The following is a 19,013-nucleotide window of genomic DNA, read 5'->3' as shown; positions in this document are numbered from 1 at the left end:
AGGCTTGGGAATTTATTGTAAGAACATTTGAACGACCTCTACCAGAACCACAAAAGAATAACCTTGTAAACACACCTAAAAAATACATTGAATGAAAGCACTGATTCTATTTCTACTTTGTTTTATCGTTAATGTAATCTCAGCAAAAGAAAACTACCAGTTCCGACATCTTACAGTCCACGATGGTCTGGCCGATAACGAAGTCATCGACATACTGAAAGACCACGAAGGTTTTCTCTGGTGTGTGACCAACAGTGCCATCAACCGTTTTGACGGCTACAACGTCAAGCCATACCTGAAAACAGAAAGCGGACTCGATCTTTCCGTTTCTGTACAACAGATTCTCATCGACAAAGAAAACCATATCTGGATAGAACGTTACGGATATTATTTCGTTTACGACAGAGTGAAAGACCAATTCGTCAATGCCCAGCCCCTATTGGAGCAGTATAAACTCCACAGCAATTCACTTCCACAGAAAATCATGATTGATGACCAGAAAAACATTTGGTCCTATAATGGAAAAGTCATGAAGGTCTATCTTCCACAAAATCATCAGACCTACACATTAAAAAACTTGCCGGAAAAGCTCTCTTTCTTTTATGCACGTCAAAACCGTTTTTTTTATATCGATAAAGAGAACCAGCTACATATTACCGATTTATTCAACCAGAAAACATACGCCATTCTTCCTTTAAATAAGGTATTAAAGACAGAGCAGCATTTAAACTACAAGCTTTTTGTAGACAGTGATTTCGACATTTGGATTTACAGTTCGAATGCAGAAGGACTCTGGCTACTTACACAACAACCCAACGATGTATGGAAACTGAGCAGTGTAGGAAAGACTTCACTTTTACTCAAAAATAAAGTAATCAACATCTGTGAAGACAATTCCCATCAGATATGGATTGGACTGGAATATGATGGCATCAGCATTTACAACAAAAAAAAACAGGAATATACCCATATCACCCAGGATGTAACACCTTATTCGTTAGGAAGCAACAAAGTATGGTGCTTCTATTGTGATGCCGAGAACACCATGTGGGTAGGAACCATGCGCAACGGTATATCTTATTATAACCCTCATTTCTTTTCATTCTCCAAGATTACGCTTCCATCCGTCTATGACATATCCTGCCAAATGGAAGATGAGGCACACAACTTATGGATTGGTACAGACGGGGACGGAATCTACAAAATAGATTCTGAAGGCCATATCACGGCCTTCAAGAAGGAGCTGCACAACTCATTCAGCAACAAAATCACCTGTATGTACATAGATTCCAACAAGAAATTATGGGTTGGCACCTATCTGGATGGATTCGGATATTACCAGGACGGGGAATTCCATTCCCAGCCATTCTCCACCAAGTTTCCTCGAAATCCAGTCAATAACAGTATATGGAGTATCACCGGGGACAACGATGGCAATCTATATTTGGGAAATCTGAAGTGTGGCTTACATGTGTTCAATCCACGCACAGGATATTTTCACACTTTCACTCCTCAGAACTCCGGAATATCCGATGTTCATGTGATGAACGTATATTTTGATCAGAAGAAATCATTATATATGGCTACTTGCAACGGTACATGTGTCTTGAATACCGAGAATCATCACATAACAACCTTACGCCACAACAAGAAACAAACACAATATATTCAAGATTCCATTCAAAATAACGTCTACATAGATAGCAGAAATCTTTTATGGATAGGAGGAAGAGAAGGACTTAGCATATTTGACATGCGCCACGACAGTATTTATTTTCTGAACAAGAAGCACCGTCTGGAAGGTAATTTCGTACGGGGAATTACCGAAGACAATAATCAAAACATCTGGGTCGTAACGACCGACGGGATAACCCGGATAGAGACCAGGGCAGACAATAATGGACGAGGATATGCCTTCCGCTGTTTTCCCTATTCTAAAAATGACGGGCTACAGACTTCCGATTTTGTCCACAACTCCATTTATAAAACACAAAATGGACATATTCTTACAGGAAGTAACGGAGGATATTACGATATCGACCCTAACATAAAATACAATAAAAACATCTCAAAAGTAGTATTTACCGAATTAAAAGTGCTTGGAAAGACAGTTGATGTGGATTCCCTCTACAATCACCAGAAGATTCTAACCCGTAACATCGAACTGACCGATCATATCACCCTGAAACACAATCAGAACACCTTTAGAATAAGCTTTTCTACCTTAGAATTCATACGTATCCACGACATCCGGTTTTCTTATCGGATAAAGGGAACGCATGCCCAATGGATACCTCTTGAAGATAACTATATCACATTCAACAACATGGCTCCCGGGAAATACGAGCTAGAAATCAAAGCTATCAATTCTGGGGGATTATGGAGCACACCGACTACGCTCCAAATTGAAATCGAGCCGCCGGTCTGGTTAAATATATATGCCAAAATATTCTACGTGCTTCTAATTCTACTGTTCCTCTCCTATATTTGGTATCGGAAAGAACAAAAGCATAAACGTAGAATGAAGTACAAAGAAATGGAGTTTGAGGCCAAAAAACAACATGAAGTCGATGAAATGAGGCTGAACTTCTTTACCAACCTGAGTCATGACTTCCGTACGCCACTTTCTCTGATTATTGCTCCTCTTGAAGAAGTCCTTAAAAAATACAAAAATGAGGACTTCACACCCAACCTGAACATAGTGCATAAAAATGCCTTGACACTTCTCCATCTGGTAAATCAAATATTGGATTTCCGGAAAATTGGTGTACAGGAGATGAGGCTACAGCCTGAAAATGGTAATTATATCCAGTTCATAGAGGACATCCTCAAACATTTCTCCATTTATGCCGACACCCATCAGATTTCCATCACCTTTGAAAAAGGAATCGATTCCCTGGCAATACAGTTCGACAAAGAAAAAATGCACAAGATTTTCATGAACCTGTTGTCCAACGCCGTAAAATATACAGGAAATCCGGGCCAAATAACCGTCAAGGTATGGATGGAAGAGGGAAAGGTCTTTACCAGCATTGCCGACAACGGAAAGGGTATTCCAGACAGCGAGAAGCCCAAAGTCTTCGATGCTTTCTATCAGCTGCCTGACCACCACATGTCTTATGGCAGTGGAATAGGCCTGCACATTGTAAAAGAGCTTCTGGTTTTGCACCATGGAAGTATTCACATAGAAGACAATATTCCTACAGGAGCAAAGTTTATCTTCGCCATTCCTGCCACACCAGCATTGGAGGAAGTTGAAAACGAGTCCGAAACACAGGTAGAAAACGTAGATACAGCCTCAACACAAGCTACAGAAGATGAAAATAATCTCACACAGACCACGCTGCTGATAGTGGAAGACAACCAAGACTTACGCCTCTTTCTGGCCGACTCCCTGAAAAAAGAATATCAGGTCCTTGCAGCTGTAGATGGCCTTCATGCATTGTCTATCCTTAAAAAAGAATCCATAGATATGGTCATTACAGATGTGATGATGCCTAATATGGACGGTCTGGAGTTATGCCGTACCATCAAAAACGATATCAAAATCTCACATATTCCGGTCATCATGCTGAGTGCGAAAGACGACATAGAGCATATTACAGCCGGACTCACCGAAGGAGCAGACGATTATATTGCCAAACCTTTCAATTTAGATATCCTGAAACTCCGTATCAATAAAATACTCCATTGGAAACAAGACTGTCACAGAAAATTCTCCGTTTCAGATATCCCAGTCAGTGACATTACTTCCAGTTCCTTGGATGAATCCTTTATTCAAAAAGTGATAAAGACAGTAGAAGAGTATCTCGAAAGTCCTCAGTTCTCAGTAGAAGAACTCAGCAGTATCATCGGAATGAGCCGTAGCAACCTGTACAATAAACTCATGTCGATTACCGGAAGTTCTCCCAGTGAGTTCATACGCATCATCCGGCTCAAGAAAAGCCTGAAACTCCTGGAAAAGACGCAGATGACAGTCGCTGAAGTAGCTTATAAGGTAGGCTTCAATGCACCTAAAATCTTCACCCACTACTTCAAGGAAGAATATAAAATGACCCCAACAGAATATCGGAAAAAGAAAGCAGGTTCACAAGATTATTGTGAAAAACCTGCTTCATAACTCATTTTCGCAACGGATAGTGCAAGGTAGTCACATATTGAGGCACAATCTGCACTGAATCCACCCGGACCACAGCCCCTTTGGAGAAATCAGGGACGGCTTCTTTGGGCAAATCAGACAGGAAAGGCGCATTCTTCCGTAACGGACGAATGTAAAAACTCAATTCCTCATTGACCAGCTCCTGCTGGAAACGTTTCAGGCTAATCTGCCAAGGTGCCCCGTAATAGAAATGATCGAGCACCAGTTTTCCTTTCAGAAATGCCATGGCCACATCGCCCACATAATTCAGCTGCAAGAAGTAATCGTTTACCTGAGGATAATCCTTGCCGGAAAAACGAACCGCCAGACGGCGGCTTCCCACCTTACGGGATGTATATTCAGGCTGTACGGCAGGTACTTCGGCAGTCTGTTCCTTGAAGCCTCTGGCCGAAGGATACATCACATAACGGAATACCGGATTCCCCATGTTCAACAAACGTACCCCTTTCTCTCCCGGCAGCACCATGGAAGAGGTGAGGAGCAGCTTCCCATCCACCTTGCACGCGTTCAACGCCTGCTCGCGGGTCAGCGTAGTGACTTTGAACCGTTTCCCGCCTGCGGTCTTTACTGTAAACGTACTCTTTAATCCCGCTTCGGGAGCATAACGGTACTTCCCGGCTACCGTAGCCTTGTCAAACATGAACTCCGGATGAATACCTTCCGGCACGAAGAAAAAGTAATGCTCCATTCCCTTGTCATCCAGCTTCAGCAACAGTTGAGCGGTAGCATATTTCAGTAACGCATCCTCCATACGGAAATTGAAGGGTAGAATCAGGCTTTCATCCTTCGGCAATGTAAAAGTTCCCTGAGCAGGGATACGAAGTGTTTCCTCCGCAAACTTCAACCGTAAACACAAATCTTTCTGGTCTATCCGGGCTGTATCATGATCCTGAAAGTTCACCATAAATACAAAACCGGATTTTCCCTTTACCCGCGCCGCATACCGCAAGGTCTCCCGGTTGGCAGGAGTGAGCTGTGCATATCCCTTTGGAAGCACAGTCTCCATCGGAGCCAGCTGCTCGGAAAAATCATTCAAAAACAGATGCAGCAGACGCAAGGCACGATAAGAACCGTGTTCCAAACCAAATTCCCCCAAAGGGGCTTGAAAATCATACGAAATCTTGGGCATTCCCATCGGTTCATCGCTGAAGAAAGCCGTCGGACCCATTTTCGGAGTAGACCCACCATGATACATATAATATCCGATTCCGTTGGCCCCGCTTCCCAGTGTGCGTACCATCAATGCCTCTGCGGCCTTGGCCGTCACAATGGGCCGACGGGTGTAAATCATCTGAATGCCTACTCCCATTTCCGCACAGAAGGAAGGAAACTTCTCGGTATCATAACGCACCGGCGCATAATCGGGGCTCTTCTGAATATCCTTGAACAAGCAGAAAGGAGACATCTTGGGTTTGGACCAGAAAGGATAAGTATAAGCTGCCGTCACAGGAATGGCTTCCTCGCCGATGACTGCGGCATTGCCCCATCCGGTAGCCGTGTACAGAGGGGTCTGTATCCCTGCTTCCTCAGCCATTTTCTTCAAGGTCTTCATATGCAGGTCACCCAGTTCGGCTGTCGTAATCTTCTTGTCCTGCACACTGACCCCTATCCGGATAATGTCCGCATCGTAAGTGGCCGATGTCATGTCTTTCGGTTCTCCCGGATAGGTAATTCCCCAAGGGGCAGCCGAGTGTTGGTGCTCATTCTCAATCTGCGTACCGATAATCGTTCCGCCGTCTTTATAATAAAGTCCGTCCAGCTGACGGCCGATTTCCTCATAGAACCGTTTCACATACTTCAAGTAGTTCACATCGTTCGAACGGATTTCCAGCGGCTTGGCAAACAGCCAGTCAGGCAGTCCCCCATTGCGTATCTCCCCATGGCAGAAAGGGCCGATTCGCACCACGGTCCACATGCCATGCTTCTGGCAAAGTTGCAGGAACTTACGAAGATTCCGGTTGCCGGTCCAATTGAAAACTCCCTCCTGTTCCTCATGGATACTCCAAAACACATACGTGGGAATCACCGTCACTCCGCCAACCTTCATCTTCAGGATTTCCTCTTCCCATTGACATTCCGGATAACGGCTATAATGAAACTCTCCCATTACTGGAATGACCGGCTTGCCTCCTATCGACATGTAATAACTATTCACCTCAATGCGTTCACCGGAAGGGTTGCTTCCTCCCAATTTCAAGTGGCCACTGTAAATCGTCTTTTCCTTTACAGGCATATCCAGTTCGTACACTTGTTGCGCCATAGCCATCGCACCGGCCATCAGGCATATCATTGTTCCAATCAATCTTTTCATGTTTTTCCAGCTTAAAATGAGACACAGAATCTCGGTTTCAAAGGTATCACACGCAATCCGATGAAAAAATAGAATCTTTTATGGAATCAATGTAGAATTTTATGGAGAAAAACCAGGCCATCCGTTTCTTGGCATTTGGGAAGCCAGCGAATCAAGATATCACCGACCAGTTCACGTTCTTCTTCCGGAGTTCTTTCAGCTGCTGCCAGACAATCCGATTTTCCGGTTTCATTCCCTCAGGGTCATCATCCAACAGGCGCTCGGCGATGCCACGAACGTATTGTAGCAACTGCCCGTCTTTGGCAATGTCGGCAATCTTCAGGTCGAAGGCCACTCCGCTCTGCTGGGTGCCTTCCAAATCGCCGGGGCCACGCAGTTTCAAATCGGCTTCGGCAATCTCAAAACCGTCGTTGGTCTGCACCATGATTTCGATGCGCTTACGGGTATCTTCCGTCAACTTGTATCCGGTCACCAGAATACAATACGACTGGTCGGCCCCCCGGCCTACCCGTCCGCGCAGCTGATGCAACTGGGAGAGTCCAAAGCGTTCGGCGTTTTCAATGACCATCACCGAGGCATTGGGCACGTTCACTCCGACCTCAATCACGGTGGTAGCCACCATAATCTGGGTTTCGTTGGCCAGGAAACGCTGCATTTCCTCTTCTTTCTCGGCCGGTTTCATCTTGCCGTGCACCTTGCTGACCTTGTATTCGGGAAATTCCTCACAAATGTGCAGATAACCTTCCTCCAAGTTCTTGATGTCCATCTTTTCACTTTCCTGAATCAACGGATACACGATATACACCTGACGTCCCTCCTGAATCTGTTTGCGCATGAACTCATACATGCTTTTCCGGCGGTTATCAAACTGATGGATGGTCTGGATGGGTTTCCGGCCGGGAGGCAGCTCGTCGATGACCGACACATCGAGGTCACCATACAAAGTCATGGCCAACGTACGGGGAATCGGAGTGGCCGTCATAACCAGCACATGGGGAGGACGGGTATTCTTGCCCCACAGCTTGGCCCGCTGGGCTACCCCAAAACGATGCTGTTCGTCAATGACCACCAATCCCAACGAAGAAAAATTCACTGTATCCTCAATCACGGCATGTGTACCTATCAAGATATGCACATCCCCTGTCAATAAGTCCCGGAGAATCGTTTCCCGCCGCTTACCTTTCACATTGCCGGTCAGCAGTTCCACCCGCACCGGCATCCCCTCCAAGAAGTGGCGGATGGTTTCATAATGCTGGGTAGCCAGAATCTCGGTAGGAGCCATCATGCAGGCCTGGAATCCGTTGTCCAAGGCAATCAGCATGGTCATCAGGGCCACCAGAGTTTTTCCGCTCCCCACGTCACCCTGTAACAGCCGGTTCATCTGCCGCCCGCTACCCATGTCGCGACGCATTTCCTTGATGACACGTTTCTGCGCTCCTGTCAGCTGGAAAGGCAGGTGATGGGCATAAAAGGTATTGAAAATTTCGCCCACATGCTCGAACACCAGTCCCCGGAACTTGTTGCGGCGTTCTTTGGTGTAACGGAGGATGTTGAGCTGCACATAAAACAACTCCTCGAATTTCAGCCGATACTGTGCCTTGCGAAGCAGTTCCGGATTCTGCGGAAAATGAATATTATACAACGCATCCGTCAGAGGCATCAGCTGGTGAGCCGCAATCAGGGAAGGACTCAGGGTCTCCTCAAAACTGTCCTTCTGCAAGGCCTGGAAAAGATTCTTCATCAGCTTTTCCAGCGCGTGCGAATTCAGGCTGGTACGCTTCATCTTTTCCGTGGTATTGTAGTAAGGCTGGAGGCCCATGGTGGAAAGAGTGAGTTCCTGTGCCAGGTCGATGTCGGGATGCGCCACGTTGATGCGCCCGTTGAACACTGTCGGCTTACCGAACACGATGTATTCCTCGTTGGCCTTGTACTTTCCGGTGATGTATTTCAGTCCCTGAAACCACACCAGGTCCACCACGCCCGTACCGTCGGTAAAATGTCCTACCAACCGGCGCTGGCGGCCTTCACCCAACAGTTCAAAGCTCAGAATCCGTCCGCGCAACTGAATATAGGGCATATTGCCGTCAATCTCGTGAATATAATACAGACGGCTGCGGTCCACATACTTATAAGGGAAATAATACAACAGGTCGCGTAAGGAATAGATATTCAATTCCTTATTCAGCAGGGCCGCCCGCTGCGGTCCTACCCCCGGTAAATATTTCACATCGCGTGTGGATAAATCAAACATCAGTCGTCAATAAGTGATTCAGCTACTTTCAGGTCAAAAGGAGTGGTGAGTTTGATATTTTCCCGATTGCCAGGCACCAGATGTACCGGCTGCCCCAATGCTTCCACCACCGAAGCATCGTCGGTAAAGAAGGGCTTGTACTCCTGTGCGTATGCCCGTTTCAGCAGTTCCACCGTAAAGACCTGCGGTGTCTGCACCAGCTTGTATTCATTGCGCAAGACCGTCTCACTGCCTCCTTCGGGCAACAGATGACGAACGGTTTCCACCACATCCGTCACGGGCACTACGGCCTGCAAGGCTACCGCCTGTGCATAGCAGTCCGCAATGACTTGCGAAGAAACAAAAGGACGTACCCCGTCGTGTACTCCGACAATTCCGTCTTCCTCTACCAGAGCCAGTCCGTTCTTCACGGAATGGAAACGGGTTTCCCCTCCTGCCGCAATCCGATGAGACAAGGCAAAGCCATACTCAGCACAAAGGTGCTCCCAGTAGGAACGCTGTTCCACCGGAAGCACCACAATCAGTTCAATCTGCGGGTCACAGGCATGGAAAGCCTCCAGCGTACGCATCAGTACCGGCTTACCTTTTACCGGTATGAACTGCTTGGGAATCTCTCCCCCCATACGCAGGCCTTTTCCTCCCGCTACCACAATGACATATTTCTTCATTATGCCAGCAACATTCCTTTTTTCACTTCAAGGGTCTTTTCTGCACCGGCATATTTTTCCAGAATGGCAAAGCCAAAGGCAGGTGCGGCACCCGGGCCTTTACCCAAAATGAAATTGTCGACGATTTCGACCATGTTGCCCGTATATTCCGCTCCTTCCAGGAACTTGTCGAAGCCCGGATAGCAGGTCGCTTTCTTGCCTTTCAGCAAACCGCGCTTGCCATAAACCATCGGTGCGGCACAGATGGCAGCCAGCGGTTTTCCGGCAGCGGCAAAACTCATGATCAGCTTGTCCAGTCCGGCATGTGCATCCAAGTTGGTGGCACCTGGCAGTCCTCCGGGAAGTACAATCATTTCCACCTCTTCCTCTTTCAGGTCTTCAAACAACATATCTGCTACGATAGGTACCTGATGGGAGCTGGTCACGGTCTTATTACCGGTTACAGACACGGTTTTCACATTCAATCCGCCTCTACGCATGATATCCAACGGGAACATGGCTTCCATTTCCTCGAAACCTTCAGCCAAAAAGATACAAACTGCTTTCATAAATCTATCTGTTTAGAATTAAAAATTATCTCAATTTAAAATAATAGGTGATGGTACCACTCTGGTTGTTCACCCCATCCACCGCATTGAAGCGGGCTTTCCGGGCCGCCTCTTCCGCTGCTTTCCGCAACGCCGGATTTACCGTGTTTGTCCGCTTGTTGATACTGGTACTGATGACCTGTCCCGCAGGATTCACCACGATGGTCACCACCACACGCCCCTCATCCTGCACGTTATACACCGGCACCGGAAGCTTTCCGCTACCCAGCGAACGACCGTTCAGGTCGAAAGTGCCATAACCGCCTACGCCACTCGTCTTTCCAGTGGAGGAATTCCCGGTAGGACTTCCCTGCAAACCCGCACCGGAGGCATTGCCCTTGCTTCCCATCTGGGAGCCCTTTCCAAAGGCACCGGCTATCTTGTTGGCAGCCGCCTGTGCCGCAGCCTTTTCCGCTTCAGCCCGTTTCTCTGCCTCGGTCTTCTCCTTAGGCTTGTTCACAGTCTGCGTTTCGGTCTTCACTGGCGTTTTCTTCGGCTGCTCCTTCTTGGGAGTTTCTTTTTTCGGAGTCTCCTTCTTCACCTGCAAGGAAGGTTCATCCTGCTGCGTAATCATCGGCTGTTCTACGGCAGGCGTCTCCGCCGCTTCCTGGGCAGCAGGAGCTTCCGAAGGCATCATGTCCACCTCCGTCAAGGTATAAGGGTCGGCTTCTCCTCCCGCCAGTTCCGTATTGCCCAGCATCACGGGCACACCGCCTTCCTCCTGTTCTGCCGGTACGGTCAGCTTCAGAAGAAACAGCAGCAGCAACACCAGCAGGTGCAAAACCACCGTACATACAATTCCGATTACCTTATTTTTTTTCAACGTCACTCTGCTTTTTAGTTTTTATCCGGACGGCGAGTCGCCAGGACCATCTTGAAATGATTCTCGTTCGCAATATTCAGTACCCGGACGATTTCACGATACGGAATGGACTCGTCGGCATACAGGGCTACATACATTTCCGGTTCTTTCCGGGCACATTCCTGAAGAAACGCAGCCACCTCATCGATGGCCAGCGGCATTTCATCCTCGTTGCCGAAAGCACCGTAATAGTTCAGGTCTTTGTCAATAATCACCCGCGCCATAGGTTTGGCCGAAGTCTGCTCCGAACCTTGGGGCAGAAGTACCTTGATGGCATTCGGCGATACCATGGTAGAAGTGATCATAAAAAATATCAGCAGCAGGAAAATCAGGTCGGTCATGGACGACATGCTGAAGCTGGGTGATATTTTCTGTCTTCTCTTTAATGCCATACGCGTTTATTTTTCAGTCGGTTCATTCAACAAGTCCATGAAAGCCAGTGTGCGTGCTTCCATCTGACTGACCACCTTGTCCACACGGTACACCAGATGATTGTAGGCAAACATCGTGGCAATGCCGACCACCAGTCCGCCCACCGTCGTAATCATGGCTTCGTAAATACCGCTCGACAGTAAAGTGATGTCGATGTTATTGCCCGCGTTGGCCATGTTCCAGAAGGCACGCACCATACCGGTCACCGTACCGAGGAATCCCAGCATCGGGGCCCCGCTCGAAATGGTGGCCATGATAGACAAGCCGTTTTCCAGCTTGGCCACTTCAATGTTTCCGGTATTCTCGATGGCGGCCTGCACATCGGCTACCGGACGGCCCATACGGGTGATACCCTTCTCAATCATGCGGGCCGAAGGAGTGTTCGTAATGCGGCAATAGTTGATGGCCGACTTGATTTCACCCGACTTGATGTAGTCGCGGATGCGGTCCATAAACAAAGGGTCATCCTTTCCCGCCTTACGGATGGCTACTGCCCGTTCAAAGAAAATATAGAAAGCGATTACCGACATCACAGCCAGTACAATCATAATCCAGCCTCCCTTGCAGGCCATGTCCCAAAGATTCATCTGTGGCTCACCGGAAGAAACCGGAGTCAGCACCGGATTTGCTCCGGCCATTGTGTCGGCTACAGCCTGAGCGGCAGCCAGTAAAGTTAATGTCATCATAATTTAACGAAGGCAATTTTTATATTCTTCAATGGTTTTCTTCAATCCTAAATACAATGCGTCGCATATCAAGGCATGGCCGATGGATACCTCATCCAGCCAAGGAATATGATCATGGAAATACTTCAGGTTCACCAGGCTCAAATCATGTCCGGCATTCAATCCCATACCCAGTTTATGTACCCGGTCGGCGGCCTCCACAAACGGAGCCACAGCTGCTTCCGGATTTTTGGGATAAAGAGAAGCATAAGGTTCGGTGTACAGTTCCACCCGGTCGGCCCCTGTCTTGGCGGCATATTCAATCAGTTCCAGGTCGGTTCCCACAAAGACAGAGGTACGGATACCGGCTTCTCCAAACGTATCCATCAGCTCTGTCAGAAAAGCCAGATGCGTTTTGGTGTCCCATCCGCAGTTAGAGGTAATCTGGTCGGGGGCATCCGGAACCAACGTCACCTGAGTAGGTTTCACCTTCAATACCAAATCGATAAACTCCTTCGAGGGATATCCTTCAATATTAAACTCTGTTTTCAACACCGGGCGCAAGGCGTACACATCCGAGTAGCGGATATGCCGTTCATCCGGACGCGGATGAACCGTAATACCTTCCGCCCCAAACAGCTCGCAATCGAGTGCCACCTTCTCTACATCCGGGTTGTTACCGCCCCGTGCATTACGAAGCGTAGCCACCTTGTTTATATTCACACTTAATTTAGTCATATTCCATGAATTTCGCTATCTTTGCTCACGCGAAGACAGGATGCGGCTCGGCATAGCCCAATCTGAAAACTTTGTTTTCCGTTTGCCTCTGCCCTCGCCTTTCACTATCTTTGCATCAACATCGTGCAAAGTTAGCAGGTTTTACGAGAAACTTGACATGTTTATTCTTAAAAAGATTGATAAAAAAACGCCCTATATGCAGCGGAAGATGAAATTCGCCCTCTTTGGAAACACGTATCAGGAACATAAATCAGCCCATGTGACCCATCTGCTGGAAATTCTCCGGCACAAGGAAGACCATATCTGTATTCACCGGGAATTTTACGAGTTCCTGCGCCTGCACACGAGTGCCGACCTGACAGGACTGGAGATTTTCAACGGTCACGATGACTTTACAGCGGATATGGCACTCAGCATCGGAGGCGACGGCACCTTCCTGAAAACCGCCAGTCTGGTGGGTAACAAGGAGATTCCCATACTGGGCATCAACACCGGGCGTCTGGGGTTCCTGGCCGACATTACGCCCGACCAGATGGAGGAGACCTTCGAAGAGATTCATCAGGGAATGTACTTGGCCGAACCGCGAAGGGTCTTGAAACTGACCAGCAACGGGCAGGTACTGAAAGGATATCCCTACGGACTGAATGAAATCGCCATTCTGAAGCGTGACAGTTCGTCCATGATTTCCATCCGGGCTTATATCAACGGAGAATTATTGAACGTATATCAGGCCGACGGACTGATTGTGGCCACTCCTACCGGCTCCACGGGGTATTCCCTCAGCGTGGGCGGTCCGATTCTGGTTCCCCAGAGCGGCACCATCAGCCTGACCGCCGTAGCCCCGCACAGCCTCAACGTGCGCCCCATCGTGATTCGGGACGACTGGGAAATCACCTTGGAAGTGGAAAGCCGCAGCCACAATTTCCTGATTGCCATCGACGGCCGCAGCGAAACCTTCCGCGAAGGCAGCCGGCTGACCATCCGTCGGGGAGAACACTTCATCCGCATCGTGAAACGCTGCCATCATTCTTTCTTCAACACCCTGCGCGAGAAAATGATGTGGGGAGCCGATTCGCGCATCTGAGTCCCGGCTGCAATAAAAAACCGGAACGCTTTCTGAAGGCATCCCGGCTTTCTGGGTATCAATTTATTTACGCATTGTCTTTTTCTCGAATTTCCACCCGGCGGATTTTTCCGCTGATGGTTTTCGGCAACTCATCCACAAATTCGATGACACGCGGATACTTGTAAGGCGCCGTCACCCGTTTCACGTGGTCTTGCAATTCCTTCACCAGTTCCGGCCCGGCTTTCTGCTTGTAATCCTTTGCCAATACGATGGTAGCTTTCACCACCTGTCCGCGGATTTCGTCGGGCACACCGGTAATGGCACATTCCACTACCGCCGGATGGGTCATCAGGGCACTTTCCACCTCGAACGGGCCGATGCGGTAGCCGGAGCTCTTGATGACATCGTCGGCACGGCCCACAAACCAGTAGTAACCGTCCTCGTCACGCCAGGCCACATCGCCGGTATAATATACCCCGTCATGCCATGCCTCGTGCGTCAAGGCCGGGTCGCGATAATATTCCTTGAACAGTCCCAGCGGTTTGCCCTTGTCGGTACGCACCACAATCTGCCCTTGTTCTCCATCTTCCGCCGAACGGCCGTCCGGTTTCAGCAAATCAATGTCATACTGCGGATTAGGCACGCCCATACTGCCCGGTTTGGGTTCCATCCATGGGAAAGTAGCCAAGGTCAGGGCCGTTTCCGTCTGTCCGAAACCCTCCATCAGACGGATGCCCGTGATACGCTTGAAGGTCTCATACACCGAGTAGTTCAGAGCCTCGCCCGCTGTGGTACAATATTCCAGCGACGACAAGTCATACTTCGACAAATCCTCCCGAATCAGGAAACGGTAGATGGTAGGAGGCGCACAAAGCGAAGTGATGTGATAGTCGTGAATCTTCTGCAGAATATCGGCCGGCGTAAACTTCTCATGGTCGTACACAAAGATATTGGCCCCCGCAATCATCTGTCCGTAGAGTTTTCCCCATACGGCCTTTCCCCATCCCGTATCGGCAATGGTGAAATGCAGGCTGTCTTCATGGAGGTTATGCCAGAAACATCCCGTGGCGATGTGTCCCAACGGATACGTGAAATCATGGGCCACCATCTTCGGCTCACCGGTCGTACCCGAGGTGAAATACATCAGGGAAATGTCGTCGTTGGTATTCACATGAGCCGGACGCACGAAAGGAGGAGCCGCTTCCATCCCTTTGTGGAAGTCTTCAAAACCTTCCGGATATTCAGGTCCCACGCTCACCAGCCGTTCCACCGTCGGCGATTCCGGCATGGCGTCCAGAATATGTTTCGTGATGACCGGTTCACCGGCAGCCACAATTGCCTTGATGCCCGCCGCCTGGCAACGGTACACAATGTCTTTCTTGGTCAGCAAATGCGTGGCCGGAATGGTGATGGCCCCGATTTTGTGCAAGGCAATAATGGAAAACCAGAACTCATACCGGCGTTTCAGAATCAGCATCACCTTGTCGCCATGCCCGATACCCAGACTTTGAAAATAAGCAGCCGTCATATCGGTATATTTCTTCAAATCCGCATACGTAAACTGAATGTGCTCGCCCTTGTCGTTGGTCCAAAGCAGCGCGTTCTTTTCCGGACGTTCTGCCGCCCAAGCATCCACCACATCATAGCCGAAGTTAAAGTTCTCCGGCACCTTTACCTTAAAATGCGCGATAAAATCCTCCTGCGAGGTAAAATGTGTCTGTTCAACAAATCTTTCTAACATATATCTTTTCAATCTTAATTTCTACATTACAATTGCCAGGAATTTCACGGCCTTCCCGTCGAGGGCCTTCATGCCGTGCGGAAGGGAAGAATCAAAATAAAGGCTGTCGCCCTGCTCCAGAATCAGGTCTCTTCCATTGATGCTAAGCAGCATCCGGCCTTCCAACACCATGTTGAACTCCTGACCGTAGTGGGTATTATAATAAATAGGTGTATCTTCCGGCTTCGGTTCCACGGTTACCAGGAAAGGATCGGCCTTGCGGTTCCGGAAACCGGAAGCCAGTGCCTGATATTTATAAGCCTTCGTACGTTCTACCGAGATGCCGGTTCCCCAGCGGGTCAGAAAATAAGAATTCATCTTGGGCTCTTCCCCAAACATCAGCACATCCAACGGAATATCAAATTTCCGCGCAATCTGCTGCAAGGTGCTGACGGCAATGTCAAACTCTCCCGACTCAATCTCACGATACTGTTCTATCCGCAGCCCGCAGCGGTCGGCCATTTCTTCCACACTCAGTTCCAAGGCATCGCGCAACCCACGGATGCGTTCCCCTATTTGTCTTATTTGCTCGTCCATAGTTCGATTTTTTAGTTCTTCGCTCAAATTTACGAAAGATTATGAAAAAGCAAGAAAAATATTTCGAACTTTGCAACCGAAAACCTAAAAACCATGATTCGACAAGATTATCTCATACGCATGATTCAGGAAATCTTCGCCGCCATCGCGAACCTGCTGCTCCGCCGGAAACGCATCAGCCAAACGGACTGGGAAGAATATGAAAGCACAGCCCGGCAAATACTGGGAGTGACACCCGAACAATTGGCACAAATGGAATGTAAAGAACTGCTTGACCAATACCACGAAGACAAAGACGGAATCGAGAAAATAGAACTGGCTGCCATGATGATGCTGAAAATGGCGGAAGACACGAAAGACATCGTGCCCAAAGCCCGCCTGCAACAAGAAGGAGTGGCCTTGTTGAAATACGTACAAGCGCACGGAAAGACTTACTCCCTGCCTCGCGAACTGCTCATCCAGTTTCTGGAGTCCAGACACTGACCCGTATTCACCCTACCTAACCTTTCAATCGATGGAAACGCTCAAAATCGCTTATATCGGCATGGGATACCGCGGCAAGCAACTGCTGGCTCTCTGCCGTCACATTCCTTATTTCCAGATTACCGCCATTGCCGACCCGGAAGCCCGGGAAGAGGTATATGGCGTGCCTTGCTACCACCAGGGAGGTGACGATTACCAACGGATGATTGCCACGCATGCCCCGCAACTGGTGTTCATCGCCTCGCCCTGGCAACTGCATGTGACGCATGCCTTGTATTGCCTGAAGGCCGGTTGCCATGTGGCACTTGAAATCAAAGGAGGACTCTACCTGCACGAATACCAGCCTCTCCTGGAGGCGGCCGATGCCTGCGGGAAGAAGGTCCTTCCTCTGGAAAACACGCTTTTCCGGCAAGAGGTACTAGCCATGTACAACCTGGTCCGGGAAGGGGCGTTGGGGGAAATCGTACACCTGCGCGGCGGCTACCGTCACGACCTGCGCAACCTCCTGCTGGACGACAAGGGAAATATGGGCAACCGGAAAAAGACGGAGAGCATCTGGCGAAGCAAGTTTTACCTGCAAGAAAACGGGGACCTCTATCCGACCCACGGGCTGGCTCCACTCTGCCTCATCGCCGGCATTCCCCGCAAAGACCGGCTGGTCTGCCTGACTTCCTTTTCTTCTAAAGCAGCCGGACTGCACCAGCGTATCCGGGAACTGGGAGGAGACGAACAGTTGGCAGTTGCTCAAGGAGACATCGTCTTGACACAGCTGGAAACGGCTTCCGGCGTACTCATCTCGCTCACCCACGACACGACCTTGCCGCGTCCACGAAGCCTCGACCTGGAGGTACAAGGCACCAAGGGTATCTGGCAGGGGGAACTGCGACGCATCTACCTGGAAGGCAGGAGTCCACACGAAACCTGGGAGCCGGATACACCTTACCTGCAACAATATGCACATACGTACTGGAAACGCTGGGGAGAAGAAGCGCTCCGTCTGGACACACACCACGAGGGCATGGACTACATCATGCTCAAGGCGCTGGAAGCGGACCTGAAACAGGAACTCGCTTACCCGGCCGACCTGCGCGACCTGGCGCTTTGGACTTCCATCACTCCGTTATCCATCCAGTCCATCGCCGAGCACAGAACCGTTGCCATGGAATGAGGACGATTCAACCTCACTCCAGATAAAGATAGTCATAGTGTACCAGCGGTTTCTGTCCGTGACGGCCAACCAGCAATACGGCCTCGCCAGAATCGGCCGACACACGGCCTACCCCGATTTGCTGTCCCTGTTCGTCCATAATACGCACGATGTCGTCTTTCTCAAAATCACCGGCCACCCGCGTCACCCCTACCGGAAGGATGCTGGTCGCCTTGCTGCCCCTGACAGCCTCCACCGCCTGTCGGTTCAGGTGTAGCTCACCTTTGGCAAAACCTTCACTGTGGGCAATCCATTTCTTGACGCTCGACACCTCTGCCGGAGCGGGGAGGAAACGCGTACACACCGTCGTGTCAGGACGGCACAACAAATCGATCAGGATATTCTCTTTCTTTCCGTTGGCTATAATTACCGTAATGCCTTCATCGGCCACCTTGCGGGCAATGGTACTCTTGGTGAGCATGCCTCCTCTGCCGAAACCGGATTTCTCGGTCTGGATGTAGTCGGAAAGGTCTTTCCCCCGCTCCACGGTACGGATGACCGAAGTGCCCGGCTGCGAAGGAGAGCCGTTGTAGATGCCGTCGATGTTACTGAGAATAATCAGTGCCTGCATGTCCATCATCGAGGCAATCATGCCCGAAAGCTCATCGTTGTCGGTAAACATCAGTTCGGTGACGGAAATCGTGTCATTCTCGTTCACAATGGGAATCACCCCGTTTTCCAGCATCACCCGCATGCAGTTGCGCTGGTTCAGGTAGTGGCGGCGGGTGGAAAAACTCTCCTTGGTGGTCAGCACCTGCCCCACCGTAATGCCGTGTTCGCGGAACAGTTCGTAATACCGGTTAATCAGTTTGGCCTGTCCCACGGCAGAAAAGAGTTGCCGCTGGTCCACACTGTCCAGCTTTTTCAACGGTTTCAGCTCGCTTCTTCCGGAAGCCACCGCTCCGGATGACACCAATACCACTTCCACTCCGGCCTTGTGCAGTTCGGCCACCTGGTCGACCAAAGCCGACATACGGGTCACATCCAATGTCCCATCCCGACGGGTCAGCACATTGCTGCCTATCTTTACGGCAATCCGTTTATATTGATAAGTTCTGTTTTCCATGATTCTTTCTATCTCTACAAAAGTGTTTTTCTGAAATTACTTTCAAACACTCATTATTTTCTTTACTTTGCGCAGCAAATGTAATAAATACATCGGATAAACAAAACAAATTATCACCCTAAAAGGATATTCGTGTGAAAGGTTGTCTCCCCCTGCCTAGCGGCTGGAAAAAACGCAAGCCCGTAAATACCAATCTTTTTC

At 49.3% G+C, this 19,013-nt stretch carries 15 protein-coding genes; 4 read left to right on the top strand and 11 right to left on the bottom strand.

Annotated features, from left to right (window positions below):
* Positions 1–91 precede the first annotated feature (91 nt).
* Complete coding sequence (locus BQ7480_RS02500) at positions 92–4,120, top strand: hybrid sensor histidine kinase/response regulator transcription factor (protein ID WP_072541580.1); 4,029 nt, start codon at positions 92–94, stop codon at positions 4,118–4,120.
* Between the two features lies 1 nt (position 4,121).
* Here BQ7480_RS02500 and BQ7480_RS02495 read toward each other — a convergent pair whose 3' ends face one another.
* The 8 genes from BQ7480_RS02495 to BQ7480_RS02460 form a co-directional block, all read right to left on the bottom strand.
* The gene (locus BQ7480_RS02495) at positions 4,122–6,470 is read right to left on the bottom strand and encodes a beta-galactosidase (RefSeq protein WP_072541579.1); all 2,349 of its coding nucleotides are present in this window, start codon (positions 6,468–6,470) and stop codon (positions 4,122–4,124) included.
* Between the two features lie 151 nt (positions 6,471–6,621).
* On the bottom strand, positions 6,622–8,721 hold the full coding sequence (gene recG / locus BQ7480_RS02490) for an ATP-dependent DNA helicase RecG (protein ID WP_072541578.1): 2,100 nt from the start codon (positions 8,719–8,721) through the stop codon (positions 6,622–6,624).
* Positions 8,721–9,389 carry a 2-C-methyl-D-erythritol 4-phosphate cytidylyltransferase gene (locus BQ7480_RS02485; RefSeq protein WP_072541577.1) on the bottom strand — a complete coding sequence of 223 codons (669 nt, stop codon included), beginning with the start codon at positions 9,387–9,389 and terminating at the stop codon, positions 8,721–8,723. Before BQ7480_RS02485 ends, recG begins: the two co-directional genes overlap by 1 nt.
* Positions 9,389–9,937: a DJ-1 family glyoxalase III gene (locus BQ7480_RS02480; RefSeq protein WP_022353468.1), complete on the bottom strand. Its 549-nt coding sequence runs from the start codon at positions 9,935–9,937 to the stop codon at positions 9,389–9,391. Before BQ7480_RS02480 ends, BQ7480_RS02485 begins: the two co-directional genes overlap by 1 nt.
* Before the next feature lie 25 nt (positions 9,938–9,962).
* Positions 9,963–10,799, bottom strand: coding sequence for a TonB family protein (locus BQ7480_RS02475; protein WP_072543863.1), 837 nt, complete (start codon positions 10,797–10,799; stop codon positions 9,963–9,965).
* 14 nt (positions 10,800–10,813) lie between these two features.
* A complete protein-coding gene (locus tag BQ7480_RS02470) occupies positions 10,814–11,230 on the bottom strand; it encodes an ExbD/TolR family protein (protein WP_072541576.1) in 417 nt (138 codons plus the stop codon).
* A gap of 6 nt (positions 11,231–11,236) precedes the next feature.
* Complete coding sequence (locus BQ7480_RS02465) at positions 11,237–11,956, bottom strand: MotA/TolQ/ExbB proton channel family protein (RefSeq protein ID WP_072541575.1); 720 nt, start codon at positions 11,954–11,956, stop codon at positions 11,237–11,239.
* 3 nt (positions 11,957–11,959) lie between these two features.
* Positions 11,960–12,673: a pyridoxine 5'-phosphate synthase gene (locus tag BQ7480_RS02460; RefSeq protein ID WP_072541574.1), complete on the bottom strand. Its 714-nt coding sequence runs from the start codon at positions 12,671–12,673 to the stop codon at positions 11,960–11,962.
* A 196-nt stretch (positions 12,674–12,869) separates the two neighbouring features.
* On the opposite strand from BQ7480_RS02460, the gene BQ7480_RS02455 reads away from it, so the two are divergent.
* Positions 12,870–13,757 (top strand): NAD kinase, encoded by an 888-nt coding sequence (locus BQ7480_RS02455; protein WP_072543862.1) that lies wholly within the window; start codon positions 12,870–12,872, stop codon positions 13,755–13,757.
* A gap of 67 nt (positions 13,758–13,824) precedes the next feature.
* Here the strand turns inward: BQ7480_RS02455 and BQ7480_RS02450 are convergent, their stop codons facing one another.
* The gene (locus BQ7480_RS02450) at positions 13,825–15,480 is read right to left on the bottom strand and encodes an AMP-binding protein (protein ID WP_072541573.1); all 1,656 of its coding nucleotides are present in this window, start codon (positions 15,478–15,480) and stop codon (positions 13,825–13,827) included.
* Positions 15,481–15,501: 21 nt separating this feature from the next.
* Positions 15,502–16,056 carry a helix-turn-helix domain-containing protein gene (locus tag BQ7480_RS02445; RefSeq protein WP_022353476.1) on the bottom strand — a complete coding sequence of 185 codons (555 nt, stop codon included), beginning with the start codon at positions 16,054–16,056 and terminating at the stop codon, positions 15,502–15,504.
* A gap of 93 nt (positions 16,057–16,149) precedes the next feature.
* On the opposite strand from BQ7480_RS02445, the gene BQ7480_RS02440 reads away from it, so the two are divergent.
* Positions 16,150–16,539: a hypothetical protein gene (locus BQ7480_RS02440; protein WP_072541572.1), complete on the top strand. Its 390-nt coding sequence runs from the start codon at positions 16,150–16,152 to the stop codon at positions 16,537–16,539.
* A 31-nt stretch (positions 16,540–16,570) separates the two neighbouring features.
* Positions 16,571–17,707, top strand: a complete 1,137-nt coding sequence (locus BQ7480_RS02435; protein WP_072541571.1) for a Gfo/Idh/MocA family protein — start codon at positions 16,571–16,573, stop codon at positions 17,705–17,707.
* A gap of 13 nt (positions 17,708–17,720) precedes the next feature.
* Here the strand turns inward: BQ7480_RS02435 and proB are convergent, their stop codons facing one another.
* On the bottom strand, positions 17,721–18,812 hold the full coding sequence (gene proB / locus BQ7480_RS02430) for a glutamate 5-kinase (protein ID WP_072541570.1): 1,092 nt from the start codon (positions 18,810–18,812) through the stop codon (positions 17,721–17,723).
* Positions 18,813–19,013: the final 201 nt, after the last annotated feature.

This window comes from Bacteroides mediterraneensis, from assembly GCF_900128455.1.
Lineage (GTDB): Bacteria > Bacteroidota > Bacteroidia > Bacteroidales > Bacteroidaceae > Phocaeicola > Phocaeicola mediterraneensis.
This window is presented reverse-complemented; position numbering and strand designations above follow the sequence as displayed.

Excerpts from the sequence above, each read along its gene's own strand:
- BQ7480_RS02500 (WP_072541580.1), top strand. The coding sequence starts at position 92 with ATGAAAGCACTGATTCTATTTCTACTTTGTTTTATCGTTAATGTAATC.
- BQ7480_RS02495 (WP_072541579.1), bottom strand. The coding sequence starts at position 6,470 with ATGAAAAGATTGATTGGAACAATGATATGCCTGATGGCCGGTGCGATG.
- recG (WP_072541578.1), bottom strand. The coding sequence starts at position 8,721 with ATGTTTGATTTATCCACACGCGATGTGAAATATTTACCGGGGGTAGGA.
- BQ7480_RS02485 (WP_072541577.1), bottom strand. The coding sequence starts at position 9,389 with ATGAAGAAATATGTCATTGTGGTAGCGGGAGGAAAAGGCCTGCGTATG.
- BQ7480_RS02480 (WP_022353468.1), bottom strand. The coding sequence starts at position 9,937 with ATGAAAGCAGTTTGTATCTTTTTGGCTGAAGGTTTCGAGGAAATGGAA.
- BQ7480_RS02470 (WP_072541576.1), bottom strand. The coding sequence starts at position 11,230 with ATGGCATTAAAGAGAAGACAGAAAATATCACCCAGCTTCAGCATGTCG.
- BQ7480_RS02465 (WP_072541575.1), bottom strand. The coding sequence starts at position 11,956 with ATGATGACATTAACTTTACTGGCTGCCGCTCAGGCTGTAGCCGACACA.
- BQ7480_RS02460 (WP_072541574.1), bottom strand. The coding sequence starts at position 12,673 with ATGACTAAATTAAGTGTGAATATAAACAAGGTGGCTACGCTTCGTAAT.
- BQ7480_RS02455 (WP_072543862.1), top strand. The coding sequence starts at position 12,870 with ATGCAGCGGAAGATGAAATTCGCCCTCTTTGGAAACACGTATCAGGAA.
- BQ7480_RS02450 (WP_072541573.1), bottom strand. The coding sequence starts at position 15,480 with ATGTTAGAAAGATTTGTTGAACAGACACATTTTACCTCGCAGGAGGAT.
- BQ7480_RS02445 (WP_022353476.1), bottom strand. The coding sequence starts at position 16,056 with ATGGACGAGCAAATAAGACAAATAGGGGAACGCATCCGTGGGTTGCGC.
- BQ7480_RS02440 (WP_072541572.1), top strand. The coding sequence starts at position 16,150 with ATGATTCGACAAGATTATCTCATACGCATGATTCAGGAAATCTTCGCC.
- BQ7480_RS02435 (WP_072541571.1), top strand. The coding sequence starts at position 16,571 with ATGGAAACGCTCAAAATCGCTTATATCGGCATGGGATACCGCGGCAAG.
- proB (WP_072541570.1), bottom strand. The coding sequence starts at position 18,812 with ATGGAAAACAGAACTTATCAATATAAACGGATTGCCGTAAAGATAGGC.